Raw genomic sequence first — 23,099 nt, 5'->3', positions numbered from 1 at the left:
TGATATTAACTCTATAGGACGCGGCTGGGAACGGTCCAGCACGTCGATGTGAACAGTGACAGAGAGAGAGTCGAGATGAACCCGTTCATCAAGCTGGTATCCGACCAGGTGTTGGGGGACCTTCGGCGACTTCGGACAACTCACGGAAGGCGAACAGGCGCGCCGCGCGTACTGAAAAAAGCGCACAACGTGTCAGATCTGCGCCGGATCGCTCATCGCAAGCTGCCGAAGACGATATTCGACTTCGTCGACGGTGGCGCGAACGACGAACTGACGATGCGCCGCAACCGTGATGCCCTCGATCGGATCGGGATCGTCGGGCGTGTCCTGACAGATGTCTCCGAGGTTGATCTGTCGACAACGGTGTTGGGGCAGCGAGTGGAGGTTCCCATCATCGGCGCGCCCACTGGCGTCGTCGGACTCGTCCATCACTCGGGTGAGCCCGCGTTGGCGCGTGCTTACGACTCGATCGGCACCATTTACACGCTGGCCACATCGGCGTCGTACTCGATAGAGGACGTTGCCGAATCGACCACTGGTCCGAAATGGTTTCAGTTGTACGTCTGGCGCGACCGCGACTTCGTCGTCGAGATCTTGGAACGCGCAGCGAAGGCCGGGTACGGCGCATTGGTCGTCACGGTCGATGGTTCTCGCACCGGCAAGCGTGAACGCGATCTGCGCAACGGATTCTCGCGTCCTCTGCGAGTCTCCTTGAAGACTCTGTTGTCGGGAGTGGGCCACCCGGGTTGGTCGACAGGATTCGTTCAGCATGGTCGGTTTCTCCCGGTCAACTTCAAGACCACCGGCGGACCGGCGTCACACGCCGAGTCCTTCCAAGCGAGCTTCGACCCCGGGCTGACCTGGAAAGAAATCGAGTGGATCAGAACGATCTGGGCTGGGCCTCTCGTCGTCAAGGGCATCTTGCATCCGGATGACGCCAAGCTGGCCGTCCAGGCCGGCGCAGACGCTGTGGTGGTGTCCAACCACGGCGGCCGTCAGTCTGACGACGCACCGGCCACGATCGATCTCCTGCCGGCAGTCGTCGCGGCGGTCGGGGATCAGACCGAGGTGCTGTTCGACAGCGGCGTCAGGCGTGGCAGCGATATCGCGAAGGCGTTGGCTCTGGGAGCGCGGGCGTGTCTTGTCGGACGCCCAACTCTCTACGGCCTGGCGGCGGCGGGCGAGGACGGTGCACGGCACGCGCTTGAACTGCTTCGATCGGAGCTCGAGATCGCCCTGGCGCTGGCCGGTTGTCGGAACGTGGACGAGGCCAGACAGCTCGAACTGCGGCTTTCCTGAAAGTCATCCCGACCTCTGGGTATCAAGCACTCTCCAGATCCACGAGCAGACAACGTAAAGGAATCAGATGAAAATCGGCATTGCAGGCGCCGGCCATATCGGCAGGACCCTCAGTCGGAAGCTGAGTGCGGCAGGTCATGACGTGAAAGTCGCCAACTCTCGTGATCCGGAATCGGTGCACCCGGACGCTCTCAGCACCGGTGCACGTGCGGTGTTCGCAGCTGAGGCGGTCAAGGACGTCGAGGTGGTCATCCTCTCGATGCCGCTGGACCGGCTTCCGGCGTTTGCTGAGCCGCTATCGGAGGCCCTGGCCGACGCGGTCATCCTCGACACGTCGAACTACTATCCTTTGCGTGATGGTCACATCGAAGTGATCGACGAGGGTCAGGTCGAGAGTGAATGGGTGGAGAAGCAGCTCGGGCGCCCTATTGTCAAGGCTTTCAACGCAATCAGTTCCGCTTCGTTGGCGGAGCACGGTCGGCCGGAGGGGACTGCCGGCCGAATAGCGATTCCCGTGGCAGCGAACGACGCCGACGCCCGGAAACTGGCAATCGGACTGGTCAATGAGACCGGCTTCGACGGTTTCGATGCCGGCGTCCTGGCCGAGTCCTGGCGGCAACAACCGGGCGCGCCGTGCTACTGCACAGACCTCACCAGCGACGAGATGCCAGGTGCGCTCGCCGCCGCGGAGAAGCACAGGCTGCCGAAACGGCGGGATATCTCCATTGCGGCCATTGCCGAGCGCGTAGGAGACGGCACGACGAATCCCGATGCGGGTTACGCGGTGCGGCTGACGCGCGCGATCTTCTTGTAGAAGCTCGTGAACCAGATCTACACGACCTGCGAATCAGCAACGGCAAGAATATATTTCGCAAAGGTCAGGCTGACGGCGTTTTGCGTAGCTGGTTGGTGAACGGCCTTGGCCAACTGGGCTGCGGATGACGCTTCTCGGCCGACAACTTGATTGTTTCGTGGGCGATGTGGAGGTTCGTTGATGTTTCGCAAGGTGTTGGTGGCCAATCGTGGCGAGATCGCGATCCGGGCGTTCCGTGCTGCGTACGAGCTGGGTGCGGGCACGGTGGCGGTGTTCCCGTATGAGGACCGGAACTCGATTCACCGGTCGAAGGCCGACGAGGCTTACCAAATCGGTGAGCCGGGGCACCCGGTGCGGGCGTATCTCTCGGTCGACGAGATCATCGCCGCGGCGCGGCGCGGCGGTGCTGATGCGATCTATCCGGGGTACGGGTTCTTGTCTGAGAATCCGGATTTGGCTGCGGCGTGCGCTGATGCGGGCATCACGTTCGTCGGCCCGAGCGCAGACATCTTGGAGTTGACCGGCAACAAGTCCCGGGCAATCGCGGCGGCCCGGGAGGCGGGGTTGCCGGTGTTGGCGTCGACTGAGGCATCGGTTGATGTCGATGAGTTGATGGCGGCTGCCGAATCGATGACGTTCCCGGTGTTCGTCAAGGCCGTTGCCGGTGGCGGCGGACGCGGAATGCGCCGTGTCCAAGCAATCGACGGGTTGCGTGAGGCGATCGAAGCCGCTGCCCGCGAGGCTAATTCGGCGTTCGGTGATGCGTCGGTGTTCTTGGAGCAGGCGGTGATCGAACCCCGTCACATCGAAGTGCAGATCCTGGCCGACCAGCACGGCAACGTGATGCATCTGTTCGAGCGCGATTGTTCGGTGCAGCGACGTCATCAGAAGGTGATCGAGCTGGCGCCGGCGCCCAATCTTCCTCCTGGGCTGCGGGAGAAGATCTGCTCCGACGCGGTGGCGTTTGCTCAGAAGATCGGTTACTCCTGTGCCGGCACTGTGGAGTTCCTGGTCGACCGGGACGGCAATCATGTGTTCATCGAGATGAACCCGCGTATCCAGGTGGAGCACACGGTGACCGAGGAGATCACCGATGTCGATCTGGTGCAGTCGCAGCTGCGGATCGCCGCGGGCGAAACCCTGAGTGAACTGGGGTTGTCCCAGGATACGGTGCGGATCCGTGGCGCTGCATTGCAGTGCCGCATCACAACCGAGGACCCGACGAATGGTTTCCGTCCGGACACAGGTCGCATCACCGCCTATCGCACTCCGGGTGGGGCGGGGGTGCGTCTGGATGGTGGCGCGACGTTGGGCGCGGAGGTCAGTGCGCACTTCGACTCCATGCTGGTGAAGCTGACCTGTCGTGGCCGTGACTTCGAGACCGCGGTGGCCCGGTCGCGGCGCGCGCTCGCCGAGTTCCGGATCCGCGGTGTGGCCACCAATGTGCCCTTCCTGCAGGCAGTTTTGGACGATCCTGATTTCCGGGAGGGTCGGGTCACCACCTCGTTCATCGAAGAACGCCCGCAGCTGCTCACTTCCAGGGTCTCGGCGGACCGCGGCACCCGCATCCTCAACTATCTGGCTGATGTGACAGTGAACAAGCCGCACGGGGAGCGGCCCGCGACGGTGTACCCGCGCGACAAGTTGCCCGACGTCGATGTCACTGCCCCGGCAGACGGATCCCGACAACGGCTACGCACGTTGGGGCCGGAGGGGTTCGCGGCGGATCTGCGCGCATCAAAAGCGTTGGGGGTCACCGACACCACGTTCCGTGATGCTCATCAGTCCCTGCTGGCGACCCGGATCCGCACCACCGGCTTGGTCGCGATCGCCCCGTATGTGGCGACGCTGACGCCGCAGCTGTTGTCAGTGGAGTGCTGGGGCGGCGCAACCTACGATGTCGCGCTGCGGTTCCTCAAGGAGGATCCGTGGGACCGGCTGGCGCAGCTGCGCGAAGCGATGCCCAACATCAATCTGCAGATGCTGCTGCGGGGGGCGAATACGGTCGGCTACACCCCATATCCGGAGAAGGTGACCCGCTCTTTTGTGGCCGAGGCCGCGGCCACCGGGATCGACATCTTCCGGATCTTCGACGCGCTGAACAACGTGGATCAGATGCGTCCGGCGATCGACGCGGTCCGCGACACCGGCACCACGATCGCTGAGGTCGCGCTGTCCTACACCGGGGATCTGTCGAACCCCGGCGAGGATCTCTACACCCTGGACTACTATCTTCGCCTGGCCGAGAAGCTCGTGCAGGCCGGCGCGCACATCCTGGCAATCAAGGACATGGCCGGGCTGTTGCGTCCGGCCGCGGCAGCCACCCTGGTGACGGCGTTGCGCAAAAACTTCGATCTGCCGGTGCATGTGCACACCCACGACACCCCGGGCGGACAGCTCGCCACGTATCTGGCGGCGTGGCAGGCCGGCGCTGACGCGGTCGATGGCGCCTCGGCGGCGATGGCCGGTACCACCAGCCAGCCTGCGTTGTCGGCGATCGTGGCTGCGACCGCGCACACCAGCTGCGATACCGGCCTGGATCTGGCCGCGGTGTGCGATCTCGAGCCGTACTGGGAGGCGTTGCGCAAGGTGTACGCGCCGTTCGAATCCGGGCTCCCCGCACCCACAGGACGGGTGTACACCCACGAGATCCCCGGCGGTCAACTGTCCAACCTGCGCCAGCAGGCCATCGGATTGGGGCTCGGCGATCAGTTCGAACAGGTCGAATATGCCTACGCCGCCGCAGACCGAATGCTTGGGCGGCTGATCAAGGTCACTCCGTCATCGAAGGTGGTCGGCGATCTGGCGCTGGCTCTCGTGGGCAAGGGCATCAGTGCCGACGAGTTCGCGCAGGACCCTGCCGCCTACGACATCCCCGACTCGGTGATCGGGTTCCTCCGCGGTGAGCTCGGCGAGCCTGCCGGTGGTTGGCCGCAGCCATTGCGGAGCCGTGCGCTGGCAGGCCGGGCGCCGGCCAAACCTGTCACCGTTCTTTCGGACATCGACGAGGCCGCGCTCGATGCCGACAGTGCCACCCGGCGACAGACGTTGAACCGATTGCTGTTTCCGGGGCCGACTCGCGATTACGAGGAGCACCAGAAGGCTTACGGCGACACCTCACGGCTCTCGGCGAACCAGTTTTTCTACGGACTGCGTTACGGCGATGAACACCGTGTGGAACTCGAACCCGGAGTGGAACTGCTGATCGGCCTGGAAGCGATCAGCGAGGCTGACGAACGAGGTATGCGCACCGTGATGTGCATCCTCAACGGCCAGCTCCGACCGGTCCAGGTACGCGACCGCTCCCTTGCAGTCAACGTAGTGGTGGCCGAGAAAGCAATCCCAGGCAACGCCAAACACATCGCTGCACCGTTTGCCGGAGTGGTCACCACAGTCGTCCAACCCGGAGAACAGATCGACGCCGGTGGCACCATCGGCTCGATCGAGGCCATGAAAATGGAAGCCGCCATCACCGCACCTACCGGTGGAACCGTCAAACGCCTCGCCATCGGGGTTGTCGCACCAGTCGAAGGCGGTGACCTCATCGTCGAGCTCGAATGACCGTTCCGGCTCTGTTTCGAATTGGTTGTGCAGCAACATGAATCGAACTGACGGATCACAACGCCAATTGTCGCCACTGCGCTGTTGACGTTCGTCCAATCTAGGTGCAGTATTAGCGAATGCTCATAAAATGAGCGACTGCTTAGGTCGGACCCGCTCTGGGTCGACCTCTTTCGAAAGGCTCGACTCGATGGGAAACCTGTCCTTCGACTTCACCGGTCGAACAGCAATCGTCACCGGGGCCGCCCGTGGAATCGGTCTCGCTTTGTCCCAGCGGTTTCGCACCGCGGGCGCCGACGTCGTGATGGTCGACTTCGATGCCGACGAACTCGACGCGGCGGCGACGCGTCTCGGCGCGATCGGCATCGCGGCCGACGTCAGCACGACCGAGGATGTGGAGCGCGTTGTGGCGGGTGCCATCGAGAAAACCGGTCGAGTCGACATTCTTGTCAACAATGCCGGGATACTGCGCGATCGAGTGCTGTGGAAGCTCACCGACGACGACTGGGAGCAGGTGATGGCTGTGCACACCGGCGGCACTTTCCGTTTCACCCGGGCGTGTGTGCCGCACTTTCGCAAGCAGGAGTACGGCCGCATCATCAACGTGACGTCATACACCGGCTTGCGGGGCAACCGCGGTCAGGCCAACTACGCGACGGCCAAGGCTGGAATCATCGGCTTCACGAAGACCGCGGCAAAGGAATTGGCCGCTTTCGGTATCACCACCAATGCTATCTCGCCCAACGCCGCCACCCGGATGACCGCATCGATTCCAGAGGAAAAGATCGCTGAAGTGTCGGGTCCGATCGCACGGTTTGCCGATCCCACCGAGATCACCGACGCTGTCTGCTTTCTCGCCAGCGAAGAGGCCGGCTACATCACGGGCGTGGTACTGCCTGTCGATGGTGGACTCTCCATCTGACCCGCACAACCTGGCGCCGGCCCGATCGGCGCCGAGTAGGAGTACCGCATGAGCATCCTCGACATGTTCCGGCTCGACAACAAGGTCGCCATCGTGACGGGCGCATCATCGGGTCTCGGCGTCAATTTCGCCACGGCCTTCGCTGAGGCCGGCGCCGATGTCGTCATCGCAGCCCGCCGCGCCGATCGTCTAGAGATGACGGCTGAGATGGTCCGAGACATCGGCGGCCGGGTACTGCCCGTGGTAACCGACGTCGCCGATCCAGAGAGCTGCCGGGCAATGGTCGACGCAGCGATGGAAACCTTTGGCCACGTTGATGTTCTGGTGAACAACGCCGGAATCGGAACAGCCCACCCGGCAACACGAGAGACCCCCGAGCAGTTTCGATCCGTGATCGATCTCAATCTCAATGGTGCCTACTGGTGTGCGCAAGCCTGCGGCCGGGTGATGAATCCAGGCAGTTCGATTGTCAACATCGCAAGCATTCTGGGTATCACCACCGCCGGGCTCCCTCAAGCTGCCTACAGTTCCAGTAAATCAGCACTGCTCGGTTTGTCCCGCGACCTGGCGCAACAGTGGGGCGCCCGCAAGGGCATTCGAGTCAATGCGCTTGCCCCAGGTTTCTTCCGGTCGGAGATGACTGATCAGTACAGCGCAGAGTACGTCGAAAGCCTCCAGCCGAGGTTGGTACTCGGCCGGATGGGTGACGCCACCGAACTCGCTGCCGCGGCCGTCTGGCTGGCGTCTCCCGCAGGAGGCTACGTGACCGGGCAGACCATCGTCGTCGATGGCGGGGTCACGATCACCTGACCTGTTCTTCCGTTCACACAAGCGATCTGACCCCTTGGAGCACATCATGACAACCCATCTTTCTTCGATTGACGATCTCCCGGGCCTTGTCGGCGCCGACCTCGGCTCCAGCGAATGGATCGACATCACCCAACAACGGGTCAACGGCTTCGCGGAGGACACCGAAGACCGGCAGTGGATCCACACAGACCCCGGCAGGGCCGCTCGGGACAGTCCTTTTGGTGGCCCGATTGCCCACGGATATCTCACACTGTCACTCATCAGCGCTTTCTGGGAGCAGATGCTGGTGGTCGACGGGTTGTCGATGGCTGTGAATTATGGACTCAACAAGGTTCGGTTCCCCGCTGCAGTGCCGGTAGGTTCCCGAGTCCGAATGGCGGCAAGCGTCAGTTCCGTAGACGCTGTTGACGGCGGTTTTCAGGTGGTGCTGAAAGCGGTCATAGAAGCTGAAGGTGTCACGAAACCGGTATGCGTGGCAGAACCCGTCTTTCGGCTCTACCGCTGATCGTGCCAGTGCAGAAGTCAACAGTCAGTGAGAAAGGCAACGTCATGGAATCATCCAGTTCAGCGCAAGCAACCGTGCTCGTGATCGGCACAACAGGCCAGGTCGGCAGGCTGATCGTCGAGGAGTTCGATCAAGACTCCGCGGGTGTCCGGGTCCGCTATGGTGCGCGCAAAACCGAGCAGGTCGACAAGCTGGTTTCTGAGGGCCGGGACGCGGTGCTTCTGGACCTCGACGATCCATCTACGTTCGCTCACGCACTCCATGGGGTCGATCGACTCTATCTGTTGACCGGCTACACGGTGGCGATGCTGGCGCAGAGCAAGACCATTGTCGATGCGGCTGTGAAAGCCGGTGTTCAGCACATTGTTCATCAGGGCGTGTTCGCCAACTGGGACGTCACCGACCCCCACTTCGTGTGGCATCAAATGATCGAGCGCTACATCGAAGGCAGTGGTTTGGCCTGGACCCATTTGCATCCCAACGTCTTCATGGAGGGGTTGTCCTCGATGAGCCGGGTCGAGAACGGTGTCTTCTCGGTCTATTGGGGCGAACACAGAGTCGGCTGGATCGCGGCCCGCGACATCGCCGCTGTGGCGGCCACGGTTTTACGCCAAGGTCCAGACCGTCACGCGGGCAAGAATTACTGGCTCTCCACAGAAGTGGCCTCAGGACCAGAGGTGGCAGCCATCTTGTCCGAGGTGTTGGGTACTGAGTTCCGTTGCGAGATAGGCGGCCCCGAAGACTTCAAGGCCTCACTCGCCACCGGCGAGTCGGGTGTAGAGGCGTGGTACGCCGCCGCCGGTGTGGAATTCACCCGGCAGGTGATCGACGGTCGGATGGGCTACATAGGCACGGTTCGCGACGACGTCGAGTTCGTCACCGGCCGTCCGTCGATCACGCTGCGGCAGTGGGCCGCACAGAACCGTGATCTGGTGTCGGGCAGTACGACCGGCTGAGCGAAGCGTTGTCCTGACTGGCAACGGTCAGTTCTCCGCTACTGGTGTGACCACCACAGCAGGGACCGCTCGGCGCTGGATTCGGCTCGGGCGCGTCCGTCGCCCGTGCCGAAACCGCACGACTGAACTTCGTTGATGGCTTTACCGCGGGGTGAGCGGTCCTGTGGCGCCGCTGGACGTCACCCTGTTTGCGGCAAACCTGATTCCTGTGCCGGGCCTGTGGCAGCGGCTTTCTCGAGTGCCTCGAGGTAACCGGTGATGGCGTCGCGGTTGTGGATGAGAAAGTGAATCTTCTCGTTCATTCGGTCGCGTTCCTCTGCGAGAATGGCGTGCAGTTCTGGATCGGCGTTCTGCACGACTATTGTTTGGGGCTTGCCGAGACATGGCAATATGTCGGCCACGATGCGAGTTGGGATGCCGGAGTCGATCAGGCCGCGGATCTTTTTGACCCGGTCGATCAGATAGTCGTCATAGACCCGATACCCGTTGTCGAGACGGCGCGGGGTGATCAACCCTTGCTCTTCGTAGTAGCGGAGCATCCGCGGCGCCACCCCGGTCATCTTCGCCAGTTCCCCGATGCGCATGTGTCCTCCTTCGACGATTTGACCTTCACACTAATGGCAAGGTTGAAGATGGGGAAGTCAGGATTCACAGAAGGCCTCGAAAGGGGATTTGGTCCAATGAAGATCGGCATCATCGGAGCGGGCTCGATCGGCTCGACCATCGCCCGTCGACTCAGCCGCCAGGGACATGACGTTGCGATAGCGAACTCTCGCGGGCCGGAGACCATCTCCGCTGCCGCCTTGAGCGCTGGTGCCCGAGCGGTGACAGCGGCCGAAGCCTCTCGTGGAGTGGAGGTGCTCATCGTCTCGGTGCCGATGAACCGCAACCCGGACATCGCGGTCCACGTCGGAGCGGCCCCTGCGGACGCAGTGGTCATCGACACATCCAACTACTATCCGATGCGAGACGGCGCGATGCGCGCCTTCGATGAGGGGCAGCCCGAATCTGTCTGGCTCTCCGAGCTATTCGGTCGTCCGGTGGCGAAGGCCTGGAACGCGATCACCTCTCAGTCGTTCGATGGCAAAGCCACCAAGTCGGGTGATCCACACCGCGTGGCCATTCCGGTGGCCGCCGACCTCGATGCCCACCGGGCGCTCGCGATGTCGCTTGTCGAGGAGACCGGTTTCGACGCTGTCGATGCCGGGGTTCTCGCGGACTCCTGGCGGCAGCAGCCGGGAGCCCCTGTCTACTGCACCGACCGCAGACGTGACGAGATGCCGCGCTGGCTCGCAGCCGCCGACAGAACTCGCGTCCCAGAGCGTCGAGATCTTGCGATGGAAGCCATCGGTGAGTACATCGCCGCCGGCGGACACGTCGACGGGAAGTTCCTCGTCGCCATCAACCGGGCCTGCTACAGCTGACCCTCTCGACACCAGCGAATACCCACAATTCAGACCAGAATGAGGACGAACGAGTCATGACCTCCCGAGACAAGTCTCCGGCGCAGGAAGCCGGTAGCGGTCGATCACCGTCAGAGGGCGGAGCCCCGCAGCAGAAGGCGTCCTGGCTGGGGGTGACCTCGCTGAGTGTAGGGGTGTTCGCACTCGTGATGTCGGAATTCCTGCCGGCCAGCCTGCTCTCTCGGGTTGCCGCAGATCTGGACGTCACAGAGGGCGTCGCCGGCCAGTCCGTTGCCATCACGGCCATCGTGGCGGCGATCTCAGGTCTCATCATCCCTGTGGTGTTGTCGCGCATCGACCGCCGACACCTGATGATCGCACTCTCCCTACTCGCGGTCGCATCGGATCTGCTCGTGGCGGTGGCGCCGAGCTACCCAGTGTTGTTGGCCGCTCGCGTTCTGCTCGGCATCGCGATCGGCGGTTTCTGGGCGCTTGCGATTTCGATCACCGCGCGACTGGTGCCGGCGTCGAGACTGGGCTTTGGCCTCACAATCGTGAACGTGGGCGTCTCACTGGCTACCGTGGCGGCCGTCCCGCTCGGAACGCTGCTCGGGGAGATCTGGGGATGGCGGACAGTGTTCGCATTGGCCGCGGGTGTCGGCATGATCGCAGTCGTCCTGCAGGTCGTCGCCTTGCCGTCGATCCCGAGTGTCCCGTCTGGCGGATTCCGTCCACTGCTGCAGACGCTTCGGTCCCGACTGATCCAGGTGTGCCTGTTCAGCATGGCGCTGATGGGTGCGGGTCACTTTGCCGGCTTCACCTACATCCGTCCTGCCGCAGATGAAGTGGGTGGCTTCGACGCGGACCAGCTCGCCGTGCTGCTCCTGGTCTACGGCGTCGGAATCGTGGTGGGAAACCTGGTGGCCGGCCCTCTGGCGGACCGGACACTGCGGATCGCGGCATTGCTGTTCCCACTTGTACTCGGTCTTGCGATGATCGCCTTTGCCCTGACCGGTGGCAACGCTGTCGCCTTGTTCGCCGCCGCGGCACTGTGGGGCGTCGGCTTCGGTGCTCTCCCCACCGTCATCTCGACCTGGCTGGCACGGGCGGAGCCACGCCACCTCGAGAGCGTCGGCGGACTGCAAACCGCGGTCTTCCAGGTGGCGATCGCTCTGGGCGCCTTTGTCGGCGGTCTACTCGTCGACGGCGTCGGCGTGCAATCTGCAGTGATTCTCGGCGGCCTCGCCGCTGTCCTCGGTGCCGTGATCTTGGTTGTGGTCAAGCCCCGACGGCCGCTTGGTGAGGAAGCTGCAGAGGGCGACATCAAGGGCGAGGTAACGGTATGAGCAAGCAGATCATCCTCGCGATGGGATTGACCGACGGTTACGGAAACCTGCATGGGGCCTGGCGTGCACCCAATGTCGATCCGAACAACTACGCGGACATCGACGCCAGCGTCCGATATGCGCAGGCGGCTGAGCGCGGCCTGTTCTCGTTTTTGTTCACGCCTGACTTTCCCGCTGTGCGCGGTGACCTCGAGCATGTGACCGTCAGCAACGTCCTCGACCCGATCGTGTCTCTCACAGCGATTGCTCGTGCGACGAAGCGAATCGGTTTCGTGGCAACGGGTTCGACGACCTTCCAAGAGCCGTTCAACCTGGCACGGCAGTTCAAGGCTCTCGATGTGATCAGTCACGGCCGGGCCGGATGGAACGCTGTCACGACAAGCGATGCCGCTGTCGCCGCCAATTACGGACGTCCGGTCAGCGATCGCACCGAGCGGTACCAGCGCGCGCACGAAGCCGTTCAAATCGTTCAATCGCTGTGGGGCAGCTGGGAAAAGGACGCCTGGGTGAAAGATAAGGCCCGCGACCGCTTTATCGACTCATCCAAGTTGAAGCCCATCAACCTGCAGGGCGAACACGTCGCATCACGCGGACCGCTCGCGATCCCTCCATCGGAGCAGGGACAACCGGTCATCTTCACCTCAGGCGGTCCGAGTCCGCACCTGCTCACGCTCGCGGGCCGCTACGCGAGCGGTTTCATCTCCGAGGTCTGGACTATCGAAGAAGCACGCGCGCAACGCCAGATGGTGCGTGACGCCGCGAGCGAGTTCGGTCGCGATCCGGATGAGATCAAGTATTTCCCGGGCTTGATGACGACTGTTGCGCCGACCGTCCGCGAGGGCCTTGACCGTCGGATCGCCTTGGCCGGTGATGTGATCGAGGCGCGGTTGCCGCATCTCGGGGCGATGCTCGGCCTGCATCTACACCCGGAACGCATCGATGAACCGCTCACCGAACGTGAGCTTGCTGCGGCGCGCGCGGCACCTACAGACCCTCGATCCGGGATCGCTCTGGACGTCGCTCGGCTCGGGTGGTCGTCTCGCGACATTCTTGCCCATGGTGTGATCGACTTTCACCCAACGGTCGTGGGTCCGGGTGCGCTGCACGCTGACCACATGCAGAAGTGGTTCGAGGCGGGGGCCGCCGACGGGTTCTGGGTCTCCCCGGACGTATACGAGGACGGCGTCGATGCGTTTGTCGACGAAGTCGTTCCGCTCCTTCAGGAGCGGGGGATCTACCCGAACGAGTATCCGGGCGCCACCCTGAGGGAAAACCTCGGCGTTCCAGCTCAGTACGGGATCGACTCGCGCGCCGATGGTCGGACGTCCATGTAGGTCGGGTGTCAGCCCGCTCGTGTCGCCCGCCTGCTTCTGCCCGCGAACGGTCGACGACAAGTGCGTGTGTCTGAGGGCGCCCTCGTCTATTGTCAGACTATTGATACGTCGCCTTTGCAATGTAGGGCCTCAGCCGGCAGTCCTCGACGTATGTCAGCGGGAGCGTTGGTCGACCAATCCAGGAGGTTTTCTGATGATCAGACTCATCACGATGGTTCGCCGACGTTCGGAACTGAGCCTGTCCGAGTTTCAACAGTCTTGGCGTGACGAGCATGGACCCCTGGTGGCGTCGCACCAGAGCAGGCTCGGCATTCTTCGCTACACGCAAACGCATTGGGACGGAAACCCTGTGCCGACGGCAGTTGCCGAAGCGCGGGGGTCGATGGAGCCTGCCTACGACGGTGTGAACGAATCGTGGTGGGAGTCCGAGGAGACGCTCATCGCGGCGCTGCAATCTCGAGCCGGTGAAGAGATTCTTGCTTCGGAGAAAGCTGTCTCTGACATGGCCGAATCGCCGGTCTGGGTGGCGCACGAGTACCCGCAATTCAGTTTGTCTTTGACGCCATACGTTGCTCGACCGAACAGCACCATCGTCAAGGGCCACTTCACGTTGCGCCAGCGCGCAGACCTCACTCTCGCAGAGGCGCAACTCTACTGGCGCACCGTCCACGGTCCGCTCATTCGCTCCATGTCGCCGATCCTCGGTCTTCTCGCCTATCAGCAGGTTCATCGGTTCGAGTCACCCGTAGAGGAGATGCTGCGCAATGCCAGAGGTACGGCTGCGGCTCCCTACCTCGGGCACGCTGAGATGTGGTACGACCAATCAGTAGTGCGCCGCGCACCCGAAATCGTCATCGCGAACCAACGGGCCGCGGAGGACGAGGCCAATTTCATCGATTTCGCTCGGTCGGTGAACGCAGTAGGAAAAGAGCATGTGTTCGTCGACGCCCTCTGACTGCCGATCGGCAACGGCGAGACCGCAGCTGACGGACAGCCGACTTCCGAAGAAGACCACCAAAGAACAAAAAGAGCAAGGGGACAGTAATGACCACGTCAACTGATGTCGACACAGACGCAACAGATCATCTCTTGAAAACGACGCGAGCGGTGCGCCGTCGCCTCGATCTGGACCGCCCGGTGGAGCGTGAGGTTCTGCTCGAGTGCGTGGCGATCGCCCAGCAAGCTCCCACTGGTAGCAACCAACAGGGCTGGTCCTTCGTCATCGTGACAGATGCCGAGAAGCGCAGACAGATAGCAGAGCTGTACCGCGACGGGGTGGGAGAAATGTTCACCACGATGGCGGACGAGGCGAAGGAGCGGGGTGACACGACAACGGCTCGTATCTACTCGGATGCCGACTATCTGGCCGAGATTCTCGATCGGGTACCGGCGCATGTGATCCCGTGTCTCCAGGGGCGCGTCCCGGAATCGACCGACCCGTTTGCCGGGCCGATGGCGGCGTCGATGTTCGGTTCGATTCTGCCTGCTGCATGGAGCTTTCAACTGGCCCTGCGTTCACGGGGACTGGGTTCAGCGTGGACCACTGCGCATCTGATGCGCGAGCGCGAGGTCGCTGATCTGCTGGGCATTCCCCACGACGTCACACAGGCGGCGCTGTTCCCAGTCGCGTACTACACCGGAGACACCTTTTCGCCCGCGAAACGACCGCCCCCGCAGACGATTACGCACTGGGACGGTTGGTCCGAGTAAGCGGCAGAACGGCCGGTTCGCAAGCGACCTGTACCCGTTGCCCACCACAGGCTCTGGTGGGCAACGGGCCTTCGGTGACCTCAGTACAGCGATCGAGATCCAGTGCGGAGACCTCGATCAGCGCAAAGCCTCAGGCCGCGAAGATGTCGCCGGTGGGTGGCTGCCACGGAGCGGCTTCAGCGCCTGCCCACAGGGTGCTCAATTCGTACGGGTTCGCGATCACCCGGCGGAAGGTCCGATTGCCCTCGCCATCTTGACTGACGTACCTGTGTTGGATGGCGACGTTGTCCCAGGCGACGAAGTCGTTGAGGTTCCAATCTTGGTGAATGATGTTGTCGGGCGTGTACACAGCCGCCTCGATCTCCGCGAAAAGCTCTTCGCTGGCCGCGTCATCCCATCCGAGGATATGGCTCGAGAACAACGGCGAGACATCGATGAACTCATCACCGGTCACCGGATGCCGTTCGATGATGGGATGCACCGCATGCGGGGCCTGAGGTACTTGACTCATCCGGCAGCGGGAATCGAAGCGGAACCCGGGAGTGATCGCGAGCGCATTGACGACAAACAGTTCTTCGATCTTCGCCCGAAGATCGGCCGGGAGGAGGGCGGCGGCGCGCACCACGTTGGTGTAGCTCGTCCGCGATTCCACCTCGTTCTCGATGTTGTACCAGGACTGCGCCTGCAGTGCGCCGGCCGGAGTGAACATGTAGTCGGAGTGGAAGACCACTTCGTCCGTCTCGGGACCGTAGGTTCCCTTGTCCGTGTTCGAGACGTACACATACCGATCGTTCTTCGGGACGGAGTTGGTTGCTCCTTCTGCCAGCGCGGGCTCGACGATGACGCCGCTGAGCAGCGACATGAACGCGACCTGCGCGGCGGGTGACATGTCCTGCTCAGGAAAGATCACGACGCGGCGATCGAAGAACAGCCGTCGCAATTCGGCGCCGAGTTCCTTGTCGATCGGTGCACTGAGGTCCACGTCGGTGACGATGGCTCCGAACGAGTCGGCGATGGGTTTCCACGAAACGGACATTGCTTTACTCCTTGGTTTGGGTGCAGCTGCCTTTGGTCACGCGGCCGTCGGGCGAGTATCTCGACGACTCAAACTGTGAACGAGATCACAATCTACAAGCCGATGTCAGAATTTACAACAGTCAGACATTGCGACATTTGCACAGGTGGGCACGCGGGCGGGGGGTCGCAGCTCCACTTGTTGGGGATGGCTATGGCAAGTGAGCAGGGCGCGAACCCACGGGTGGTGTCAATTGCCTGACATTGCGAGGCCCCATTTCATGGGTTACCTTCGTCACATAGCGGGGCCCCAAGCGGGGCGCCTGCACTCACTGCCTCGGTACGTCACTTTCGCCGTATGGCGAAGACAGCAGACATCACTTCTCACTCGAAGGAACTGGCCATGGAGCTGACAGGAAAAACGGTCCTTATCACCGGCGCGGCACGCGGACTGGGCGAGGCCTTTGCGATCGAACTGGCGAAGGAAGGCGCCGAGGTTTTCTTGGTCGACGTAGGGTCGGCAGTTACTGCTGTAGCTGAACGAATCAACGTAAGTGGTGGACAGGCTGCGGCGATGGTTGGATCCATTGTCGAGTACGACTTCTGTCGCGAAGTTGTTGCGACGCTTGTATCCCGGTTCGGCAAACTCGATGCCGTTGTCAACAATGCAGGCCTCATACACGAAGCGTATTTCTGGGAGGACGACCCGGAAGCCATGCGCGCACTCGTGGAGGTGAATGTGCTGGGCACCATGTACGTAGGCCGCGCGGTCGGCGCGCATATGAAAAACCACGGAGGCGGCGTTATCGTGAATGTCTCCTCCGACGGAGGTGGCGGTATGCCGCAGTACTCAGCATATGCCGCATCAAAGGGAGCGATCTCGTCGTTGACGTACAGTTGGGCTCTCGACGGCGATGGTCATGATATTCGGGTGAACGCCATTGCTCCCTTCGCTCGGACGCACATGTCGCTTCTCACACCCACTTTGGCTCCGAACCCTCCCGATCCGGCGCTTATCGCACCTCTCGTCACTTACTTGGTGAGCGATCGTTCTGAGGGAATCAGCGGACAAGTCTTCCGTTTCACGTCGACCGAGCTCGGACTACTGCAACATCCGCGAATAAAAGAGCCAATATTGAAGAGAGATGAATGGAGTGCCTCCGATATTCGGGAGGCAATCGATGATGATCTCAGCCAACATCTTGAGCTTGTCAGTTCGTTGGGTTGGCGCCCGAGTCGGATGCAAGATCCTGATCAGGTCGGAGCTGAATAGACAAGTCAGGGTAGATGATAGGCATCTACGCTCCGAACTCATGCACGACGACCGCCTCGAACGTCGCCGAGCAATCTCTTGATCATCAAACACGGCGCTAGGGCACTAGGGCACTAGGGCAGCACTATGTGTCGTGAGAAGGCTCCCACGCCGCTCACACGCCCCACGCCTGCGGAGCCGGTCTCGACTATTGTCTGACTAATGGATGTGCAATGCTGATCGTATTGGGTAGGTTCGGACCACGGCGCACCTGATGCGCGAGTACGAGGTCGCCGATCGATGGACATTTCCCACGACGTCACACGGGGCGGCGCTATTCCCGGTCGCTGACTACACCGGTGACATCTGACCTTGATGCGGCCGGTCCAGGCGTGGCTGTATTCGTGACCTTCATAGTGAAAGTGGGAGTTTGACCATGGCCGAGACGGCTGACAGTCGTGCCGTACGGACGTCCGCTCGTGTGGGTGTCGTGCGTGAGACGACGGCTGGGGAGAATCGGGTGGCGTTGGTGCCGAAGGTGGTGGCGACGTTGGTGTCTAAGGGTGTTGCGGTGGTGGTGGAGTCGGGTGCGGGTGTGGCCGCGTTGATTCCGGATCAGTTGTATGTCGATGCTGGTGCGTCGATCGGTGATGGGTGGTCGGCTGATGTGGTGGTGAAGGTCGATGCCCCGACTGATGCCGAGATCGGGAAGTTGTCGTCGGGTTCGTCGCTGATCGGGTTCTTGGCTCCGCGCAATGCGGAGAATCAGATCGGTGCGTTGAAGGCTGCCAGTGTGCAGGCCTTCGCGGTCGAGGCCATCCCGAGGATCTCGCGTGCCCAGTCGATGGACGCGTTGTCCTCGCAGGGCAACGTCTCGGGCTACAAGGCGGTGATCTTGGCGGCGGAGAAGTCGACGCGCTTTTTCCCGATGCTGACCACCGCCGCCGGGACGGTGAAGCCGGCGACGGTGCTGGTCCTGGGTGTGGGTGTGGCGGGTTTGCAGGCGCTGGCCACGGCCAAGCGGCTCGGTGCCCGCACCACGGGGTACGACGTGCGCCCGGAGGTGGCCGAGCAGGTCAAGTCCGTGGGCGGGCAGTGGCTCGATCTGGGGATCGACGCGGCCGGTGAAGGCGGGTATGCCCGTGAGTTGACCGAGGAGGAGCGCGCGAAGCAGCAGCAGGCCCTCGAGGATGCGATCAAGAGTTTCGATGTGGTGATCACGACCGCGTTGGTGCCGGGTCGTCCGGCGCCGCGTCTGGTGACCGCGGCCGCGGTCGAAGGTATGAAGCCGGGCAGTGTGGTGGTGGATCTGGCTGGTGAGACCGGCGGCAACTGTGAGCTGACCGAGCCCGGTGAGAATGTGATCAAGCACGACGTGCTGATCTGCAGCCCGCTGAATCTGCCCGCGGGTATGCCGGAGCACGCTTCGGAGCTGTATGCGAAGAACATTGTGGCGCTGATCGAACTCGCGCTCGATGATGACGGCAATTTCGCGCCGGACTTTTCTGACGAGGTATTGGCCGCGGCGTGTGTGACGCGCGAAACCGAGAAGGCAGGTGCCTGAGATGTATACGGGTTTACTCGCGAATATCGCGATCCTGGTGTTGGCGGGCTTTGTCGGCTTCGCCGTCATTTCCAAGGTGCCCAACACCTTGCACACGCCGTTGATGTCGGGGACGAACGCCATTCACGGGATCGTGGTGCTCGGTGCGTTGATCGTGTTGGGCCGGTTGCCTGATGATGCGCCGTGGGGTGTGCGGATCATCGCGTTCGTCGCGTTGATCTTCGGAACCCTGAATGTGGTGGGTGGGTTCTTGGTGACCGACCGGATGTTGGGCATGTTCAAGAGCAAGAAGGCCCCTGTGGCGGCGCCGGAGCAGGGAGCTGACAAGTGAACAATCTGGTCAATATTCTTTATATTGTTGCGTTTTCGATGTTCATCCTCGGTTTGTCGGGGCTGACTGGTCCGAAGACCGCGGTGCGTGGCAACTGGATCGCCGCGACCGGTATGGGTATCGCCGTGATCGCGACGTTGATCGAGATCCGCGACACCTATGCCATCAACTGGATTTTGATCGTGGCTGGGTTGGCGATCGGTGTGATCTTGGGTGTGCCACCGGCCAAGCGGACGAAGATGACGGCGATGCCGCAGTTGGTGGCGTTGTTCAACGGTGTCGGTGGCGGCACGGTGGCGTTGATCGCGTGGTCCGAATTCATCGAGACGGCAGGTTTTTCGGAGTTCAAGCACGGTGAGTCCCCGACCGTTCACATCGTGATCGGGTCGCTGTTCGCGGCGATCATCGGTTCGGTGTCGTTCTGGGGGTCGCTGATCGCGTTCCTGAAACTGCAGGAGTTGCTGAACAAGAATGTCGAGAAGGCGTTCGTGAAGAACGCCAAGATCTTCCAGCTCGCCAACATCGTCCTGCTGATCATCGCGCTGGCGGCGTGTGTGTTCATCGGGGTCAACGCCACCCCGGGTGAAGGCTCGAGCCAGTGGTGGATCGTGCTGGTACTCGTCGCCGCCGCGGTCATGGGGTTGTTCGTGGTCCTGCCGATCGGCGGCGCCGACATGCCTGTGGTCATCTCACTGCTCAACGCATTGACCGGTTTGTCGGCTGCGGCCGCAGGTTTGGCGCTGAACAACACGGCGATGATCGTGGCCGGCATGATCGTCGGCGCCTCGGGCAGCATTTTGACGAACCTGATGGCTACGGCGATGAACCGGTCCATCCCGGCGATCGTGTTCGGGTCCTTCGGTGGCGGCGGCGGCGCGGCTGCAGCCGGTCCTGCCGGCGAGCAGGGGACGGTCAAGGCCACCTCGGCGGCCGATGCGGCGATTCAGATGGCGTACGCCTCGCAGGTGATCGTGGTTCCCGGGTACGGGCTCGCGGTTGCCCAGGCCCAGCACGCGGTCAAGGACATGGCGAGCATTCTGGAGGAGAAGGGTGTGGAGGTGAAGTACGCCATCCACCCCGTTGCCGGCCGGATGCCCGGACACATGAACGTCCTTCTCGCCGAAGCTGATGTGGAGTACGACGCGATGAAGGAGATGGACGACATCAACGGTGAGTTCTCCCGCACCGATGTCACCCTGGTCATCGGGGCCAACGACGTCACCAACCCCGCCGCCCGCAACGATCCGTCGTCCCCGATTCATGGGATGCCGATCTTGAACGTCGACCAGTCCCGCTCGGTCATCGTCCTCAAACGCGGCATGGCCTCCGGGTACGCCGGCATCGACAACCCACTGTTCACCGCACCAGGAACCTCGATGCTCTTCGGCGACGCCAAAAAATCCGTCGGCCTGGTCATCGAAGAACTCAAAGCGCTCTAAGCGACGTACGCGTCAACACACATCGAGGTCTCGGGCCTACTTTGTCAGACCTAAATAAAAGTCCTAGTCGCGGTTGGAACCAAGGGACTAAAAGCGAGCGCCTGCTGTTTGAGTCGGTGACTCTAGGCGAACGGCGCCAGGGTCACCGCCGAGTTCGGTCTGTGGGACGACAACCCCGACGCGCATCAGAGTCGCAATGCCGCTGCGAGTGCCCGCAAATCAGGCAGCGGGTCGTCGGTCGGCGAATCGACGGCAACCTGCACGACAACGTGGTCCGCTCCGGCATCGAGATGCGCGGTCACCGAGGCGGCGGCGTCGTCGGCTGATCCCATACCGACCAGGGCGCGAACGAGCCGTTCGGACCCTCCGCCCTCGAAGTCGGTCTCATCGAACCCCTGCCGCAGCCAGGATTTTCGATAATTGTCCATTCGCGAATAGGTATTCAGGTGCGTGTGCCCGCGATGCAGTTGCTCCTCGGCGCTGCCTCCGATGGCGACCGCTTGTTCGGTGACGATCCACGGTTCGTCACCGAGCACTGCGCGGGTGCGTCGCGTGTGTTCTGGTAGCACCAGATATGGGTGTGCGCCGTCGGCGAGCTCCCCGGAGAGTTCAATCATTTTGGGTCCCAACGCAGCCAGCAGGCGGGTTGGACGCGAGCCTGCCTCGAGTTCGGCCGGCACCGAGTTCATTCGGTCCAGATACGTGCGCATCATCGACAAGGGTTTGCTGTAGGCCTTGCCGAGTGAGCCTTCGACGAAGGGGCGTGACTGACACCCAGGCCAAGGACGAAACGCCCCGGATACAGAGCGGTGAGCATTCGTGCGCCAGATTCCGCCGCCGACGGCACCCGCACATGGACGTTGGCGATACCGGTTCCGACGACCAGGCGATCGGTGGCGCTCAGGAAGGCTGCCGATTCGACCAGCACGTCTTTGCCGCTACCTTCCGGCATGAACAACGATCCGTATCCCAAGGATTCGATCTCGCGTGCCATGCTCTGCGAGTCACGAATCGGCCAGGGTTCGCTGTTCCAGAACACGCCGATTTTCGACGGAAACGTAATGTTCCCGGCCTTATTCGTCATTATCGCTACCTTCTTCCGTGGAAGTTGACGCACGCGAATGTCAGGTTGGCGCGTCAGGGAGTGGTCGGGTCGAAACCGAACTGTGAAGCGAACCCGTGCGTGTTTGTGGTGTCCACGGTCGACCTCGGCTCAGATCGCAGTCGTTGTCATCGCGCCCCCGCCTCGCAGGCTGCATGCTCGACATTTGACACGCGCTCAACCGCTTCGTCGGCGCCCGGCGCAGCGGACGTCGTGTCGGTGGCTGCCTCGTCGGTGGCCGGACTCGGGGTGCGGCGGATGAAGAAGGCGCCCACCAACACGATCAAGCCGATGACCCATGCGGTGAGAAAGGCTGCGTGTGCGGCGGATTCGGCCTGGCCCATGCTCAGCACGCCGGCGTCCTTGGCGCCGGAACCGATGGTGTAGGCCGAGATGAACACCGCACCGAAAGCGGCGCCGGCGAGCTGCTGGACGGTGGCGAACGCCGAGGCGCCGTGCGAGTAGAGCTCGGTTGTCAGGGCACCCATGGCACTCGTGGTGAGCGGTGCCCACATGGCGGCCATTGCGCTGGTGAACACCAGCCACGCGAGGATCAGAGCGACCACGCTCGTGTTCTCGTCTACCTGGCTGAGGAACCACAGGACCGCCAGCCAGACAATGGCAGCAGGAATCACCAGTGGGCGCGGGCCGAAGCGGTCGTATACCCGGCCACTCAAGGCGGCCACGATCGAGATCGCCGCACCGCCCGGGATGAGGAAGAGGCCTAGCTGCAGAGTGCTCAGGCCGGCGACGTTGGTGAGCACCAGTGGGACCACGACCAGTAGGCCGATCCCGTTGCCTGCTACGAACACCATCATGAGGATCGGCAGGGTGAACGACTTGCGGAGGAAGATCCTCATGTCGAGGAATGCGCTGTCGCGACGCTGCAGGGGGATCTGGCGGAGGACGAAGGCTGCCAGGCCGGCCAGGCCCACCGCGATCGGAATGTACGGGGAGATCGGGGTGTGTCCGGACGATGCTTCGCCGATAAGGGACAGTCCGTAGACAAGACCGCCGAACCCGATCGCGGACAGCAGCAGTGAAGGCACATCCAGGGCTACGGGCTCAGGGGTGGTGGTGTTACGCAGCTTCCACGCGCCCAGCGCCAGCGCGGCGATCGCGATCGGCAGCATCAGGATGAACAGCCACCGCCAGCTGAGCACGGACAGAACGACACCCGACAGCGCGGGCCCGACAGCCGGCGCCACGGCCGGGACGGCCGTCGTGATCGCCATCATCTGGCCGCGGCGACCTTCTGGGACCAAGCGCATCGTGGTGGTCATCAGCAGGGGCAGGAAGACCGCGGTACCGGAGGCCTGAATGACCCTGCCGGCCACCAGGACGCCGAACGTCGGCGCGATTGCGGCGAGCGTTGTTCCGACGATGAACAGCGACATGGCGACCAGGAAGACTGTTCGCATGTGGAACCGCCGCATCACAAAACCGCTGGCAGGGATCAACACCGCCAAGGTCAGCAGGTAGCCGGTGGTGACCCACTGTCCGGTACTCGGGCTGACCCCGAAGTCCGTGATCAGCGTGGGCAGAGCGACGCCCAGGAGCATCTCGTTGAGGAAGACGATGAACGTCGAGACCATGAGGACCCCGATGACCAGGGCAACGCCAGGTGGGAGCCGGTCGCTGGAGTGCGTCGTCGGTGCCGCAGCAGCGACGTCAGGTTCTGCTTGAGTGGTCATGTTCGTACTCGCCCTCTCGTGAGGCGTGGGAAAGATTAAGTTT

21 protein-coding genes are annotated in these 23,099 nt (G+C 62.5%); 16 read left to right on the top strand and 5 right to left on the bottom strand.

Going from position 1 to position 23,099, the window contains the following annotated elements:
• Positions 1–189: 189 nt before the first annotated feature.
• The 7 genes from J3S28_RS09775 to J3S28_RS09745 all read left to right on the top strand — a co-directional run bounded on the left by J3S28_RS09775 (position 190) and on the right by J3S28_RS09745 (position 8,867).
• The gene (locus J3S28_RS09775; protein WP_207840048.1) at positions 190–1,299 is read left to right on the top strand and encodes an alpha-hydroxy acid oxidase; all 1,110 of its coding nucleotides are present in this window, start codon (positions 190–192) and stop codon (positions 1,297–1,299) included.
• Positions 1,300–1,366: 67 nt separating this feature from the next.
• Positions 1,367–2,113 carry an NADPH-dependent F420 reductase gene (locus tag J3S28_RS09770; protein WP_207840046.1) on the top strand — a complete coding sequence of 249 codons (747 nt, stop codon included), beginning with the start codon at positions 1,367–1,369 and terminating at the stop codon, positions 2,111–2,113.
• Positions 2,114–2,293: 180 nt separating this feature from the next.
• Positions 2,294–5,674 (top strand): pyruvate carboxylase, encoded by a 3,381-nt coding sequence (locus J3S28_RS09765; protein ID WP_207840044.1) that lies wholly within the window; start codon positions 2,294–2,296, stop codon positions 5,672–5,674.
• Between the two features lie 190 nt (positions 5,675–5,864).
• A complete protein-coding gene (locus J3S28_RS09760; RefSeq protein WP_207840042.1) occupies positions 5,865–6,596 on the top strand; it encodes an SDR family oxidoreductase in 732 nt (243 codons plus the stop codon).
• A 48-nt stretch (positions 6,597–6,644) separates the two neighbouring features.
• Positions 6,645–7,406 (top strand): SDR family NAD(P)-dependent oxidoreductase, encoded by a 762-nt coding sequence (locus tag J3S28_RS09755; protein WP_207840039.1) that lies wholly within the window; start codon positions 6,645–6,647, stop codon positions 7,404–7,406.
• A 46-nt stretch (positions 7,407–7,452) separates the two neighbouring features.
• Positions 7,453–7,911, top strand: a complete 459-nt coding sequence (locus J3S28_RS09750; protein ID WP_207840037.1) for a MaoC family dehydratase — start codon at positions 7,453–7,455, stop codon at positions 7,909–7,911.
• A 44-nt stretch (positions 7,912–7,955) separates the two neighbouring features.
• Positions 7,956–8,867 carry an NmrA family NAD(P)-binding protein gene (locus tag J3S28_RS09745; protein ID WP_207840036.1) on the top strand — a complete coding sequence of 304 codons (912 nt, stop codon included), beginning with the start codon at positions 7,956–7,958 and terminating at the stop codon, positions 8,865–8,867.
• A gap of 179 nt (positions 8,868–9,046) precedes the next feature.
• Here the strand turns inward: J3S28_RS09745 and J3S28_RS09740 are convergent, their stop codons facing one another.
• Positions 9,047–9,451, bottom strand: a complete 405-nt coding sequence (locus J3S28_RS09740) for a MerR family transcriptional regulator (protein ID WP_207840034.1) — start codon at positions 9,449–9,451, stop codon at positions 9,047–9,049.
• A gap of 96 nt (positions 9,452–9,547) precedes the next feature.
• Here J3S28_RS09740 and J3S28_RS09735 point away from each other — a divergent pair, with 96 nt between their 5' ends.
• From J3S28_RS09735 to J3S28_RS09715, 5 genes are all read left to right on the top strand, one after another.
• A complete protein-coding gene (locus J3S28_RS09735; RefSeq protein WP_207840032.1) occupies positions 9,548–10,291 on the top strand; it encodes an NADPH-dependent F420 reductase in 744 nt (247 codons plus the stop codon).
• Between the two features lie 56 nt (positions 10,292–10,347).
• A complete protein-coding gene (locus J3S28_RS09730; RefSeq protein WP_207840029.1) occupies positions 10,348–11,616 on the top strand; it encodes an MFS transporter in 1,269 nt (422 codons plus the stop codon).
• Positions 11,613–12,950: an NtaA/DmoA family FMN-dependent monooxygenase gene (locus J3S28_RS09725; RefSeq protein ID WP_207840026.1), complete on the top strand. Its 1,338-nt coding sequence runs from the start codon at positions 11,613–11,615 to the stop codon at positions 12,948–12,950. The genes J3S28_RS09730 and J3S28_RS09725 overlap by 4 nt, the downstream gene beginning before the upstream one ends.
• Before the next feature lie 193 nt (positions 12,951–13,143).
• On the top strand, positions 13,144–13,905 hold the full coding sequence (locus J3S28_RS09720; RefSeq protein WP_207840024.1) for an EthD domain-containing protein: 762 nt from the start codon (positions 13,144–13,146) through the stop codon (positions 13,903–13,905).
• Between the two features lie 89 nt (positions 13,906–13,994).
• Positions 13,995–14,660 carry a nitroreductase family protein gene (locus J3S28_RS09715; protein WP_207840022.1) on the top strand — a complete coding sequence of 222 codons (666 nt, stop codon included), beginning with the start codon at positions 13,995–13,997 and terminating at the stop codon, positions 14,658–14,660.
• Positions 14,661–14,790: 130 nt separating this feature from the next.
• Here J3S28_RS09715 and J3S28_RS09710 read toward each other — a convergent pair whose 3' ends face one another.
• The gene (locus J3S28_RS09710) at positions 14,791–15,696 is read right to left on the bottom strand and encodes a TauD/TfdA dioxygenase family protein (protein WP_207840020.1); all 906 of its coding nucleotides are present in this window, start codon (positions 15,694–15,696) and stop codon (positions 14,791–14,793) included.
• 336 nt (positions 15,697–16,032) lie between these two features.
• Here J3S28_RS09710 and J3S28_RS09705 point away from each other — a divergent pair, with 336 nt between their 5' ends.
• The 4 genes from J3S28_RS09705 (at position 16,033) to J3S28_RS09690 (ending at position 20,260) form a co-directional block, all read left to right on the top strand.
• Complete coding sequence (locus J3S28_RS09705) at positions 16,033–16,947, top strand: SDR family NAD(P)-dependent oxidoreductase (protein ID WP_207840018.1); 915 nt, start codon at positions 16,033–16,035, stop codon at positions 16,945–16,947.
• A gap of 415 nt (positions 16,948–17,362) precedes the next feature.
• Positions 17,363–18,490 (top strand): Re/Si-specific NAD(P)(+) transhydrogenase subunit alpha, encoded by a 1,128-nt coding sequence (locus J3S28_RS09700; protein WP_207840016.1) that lies wholly within the window; start codon positions 17,363–17,365, stop codon positions 18,488–18,490.
• Between the two features lies 1 nt (position 18,491).
• Complete coding sequence (locus tag J3S28_RS09695; protein WP_084839465.1) at positions 18,492–18,821, top strand: NAD(P) transhydrogenase subunit alpha part 2; 330 nt, start codon at positions 18,492–18,494, stop codon at positions 18,819–18,821.
• On the top strand, positions 18,818–20,260 hold the full coding sequence (locus tag J3S28_RS09690; RefSeq protein ID WP_207840014.1) for an NAD(P)(+) transhydrogenase (Re/Si-specific) subunit beta: 1,443 nt from the start codon (positions 18,818–18,820) through the stop codon (positions 20,258–20,260). Before J3S28_RS09695 ends, J3S28_RS09690 begins: the two co-directional genes overlap by 4 nt.
• 185 nt (positions 20,261–20,445) lie before the next feature.
• On the opposite strand, the gene J3S28_RS28300 is transcribed toward J3S28_RS09690, so the two are convergent.
• From J3S28_RS28300 to J3S28_RS09680, 3 genes are all read right to left on the bottom strand, one after another.
• Positions 20,446–20,877: an LLM class oxidoreductase gene (locus J3S28_RS28300; protein ID WP_237341353.1), complete on the bottom strand. Its 432-nt coding sequence runs from the start codon at positions 20,875–20,877 to the stop codon at positions 20,446–20,448.
• A 92-nt stretch (positions 20,878–20,969) separates the two neighbouring features.
• Positions 20,970–21,344 carry an LLM class flavin-dependent oxidoreductase gene (locus J3S28_RS28295; RefSeq protein ID WP_237341352.1) on the bottom strand — a complete coding sequence of 125 codons (375 nt, stop codon included), beginning with the start codon at positions 21,342–21,344 and terminating at the stop codon, positions 20,970–20,972.
• A gap of 146 nt (positions 21,345–21,490) precedes the next feature.
• Positions 21,491–23,056, bottom strand: coding sequence for a DHA2 family efflux MFS transporter permease subunit (locus tag J3S28_RS09680; protein WP_207840012.1), 1,566 nt, complete (start codon positions 23,054–23,056; stop codon positions 21,491–21,493).
• Between the last annotated feature and the right edge of the window lie 43 nt (positions 23,057–23,099).

It is taken from the genome of Williamsia soli (genome assembly GCF_017377795.1).
GTDB classification, from domain to species: Bacteria; Actinomycetota; Actinomycetes; order Mycobacteriales; family Mycobacteriaceae; genus Williamsia; species Williamsia soli.
Note: the sequence above shows the minus strand (reverse complement) of the source record. Positions and strands in the feature narration are given on the sequence as shown.

Coding starts and splice junctions, on each gene's coding strand:
- J3S28_RS09770 (WP_207840046.1), top strand. CDS start 1,367: ATGAAAATCGGCATTGCAGGCGCCGGCCATATCGGCAGGACCCTCAGT.
- J3S28_RS09765 (WP_207840044.1), top strand. CDS start 2,294: ATGTTTCGCAAGGTGTTGGTGGCCAATCGTGGCGAGATCGCGATCCGG.
- J3S28_RS09760 (WP_207840042.1), top strand. CDS start 5,865: ATGGGAAACCTGTCCTTCGACTTCACCGGTCGAACAGCAATCGTCACC.
- J3S28_RS09755 (WP_207840039.1), top strand. CDS start 6,645: ATGAGCATCCTCGACATGTTCCGGCTCGACAACAAGGTCGCCATCGTG.
- J3S28_RS09750 (WP_207840037.1), top strand. CDS start 7,453: ATGACAACCCATCTTTCTTCGATTGACGATCTCCCGGGCCTTGTCGGC.
- J3S28_RS09745 (WP_207840036.1), top strand. CDS start 7,956: ATGGAATCATCCAGTTCAGCGCAAGCAACCGTGCTCGTGATCGGCACA.
- J3S28_RS09740 (WP_207840034.1), bottom strand. CDS start 9,451: ATGCGCATCGGGGAACTGGCGAAGATGACCGGGGTGGCGCCGCGGATG.
- J3S28_RS09735 (WP_207840032.1), top strand. CDS start 9,548: ATGAAGATCGGCATCATCGGAGCGGGCTCGATCGGCTCGACCATCGCC.
- J3S28_RS09730 (WP_207840029.1), top strand. CDS start 10,348: ATGACCTCCCGAGACAAGTCTCCGGCGCAGGAAGCCGGTAGCGGTCGA.
- J3S28_RS09725 (WP_207840026.1), top strand. CDS start 11,613: ATGAGCAAGCAGATCATCCTCGCGATGGGATTGACCGACGGTTACGGA.
- J3S28_RS09720 (WP_207840024.1), top strand. CDS start 13,144: ATGATCAGACTCATCACGATGGTTCGCCGACGTTCGGAACTGAGCCTG.
- J3S28_RS09715 (WP_207840022.1), top strand. CDS start 13,995: ATGACCACGTCAACTGATGTCGACACAGACGCAACAGATCATCTCTTG.
- J3S28_RS09710 (WP_207840020.1), bottom strand. CDS start 15,696: ATGTCCGTTTCGTGGAAACCCATCGCCGACTCGTTCGGAGCCATCGTC.
- J3S28_RS09705 (WP_207840018.1), top strand. CDS start 16,033: ATGGCGAAGACAGCAGACATCACTTCTCACTCGAAGGAACTGGCCATG.
- J3S28_RS09700 (WP_207840016.1), top strand. CDS start 17,363: ATGGCCGAGACGGCTGACAGTCGTGCCGTACGGACGTCCGCTCGTGTG.
- J3S28_RS09695 (WP_084839465.1), top strand. CDS start 18,492: ATGTATACGGGTTTACTCGCGAATATCGCGATCCTGGTGTTGGCGGGC.
- J3S28_RS28300 (WP_237341353.1), bottom strand. CDS start 20,877: ATGATTGAACTCTCCGGGGAGCTCGCCGACGGCGCACACCCATATCTG.
- J3S28_RS28295 (WP_237341352.1), bottom strand. CDS start 21,344: ATGACGAATAAGGCCGGGAACATTACGTTTCCGTCGAAAATCGGCGTG.
- J3S28_RS09680 (WP_207840012.1), bottom strand. CDS start 23,056: ATGACCACTCAAGCAGAACCTGACGTCGCTGCTGCGGCACCGACGACG.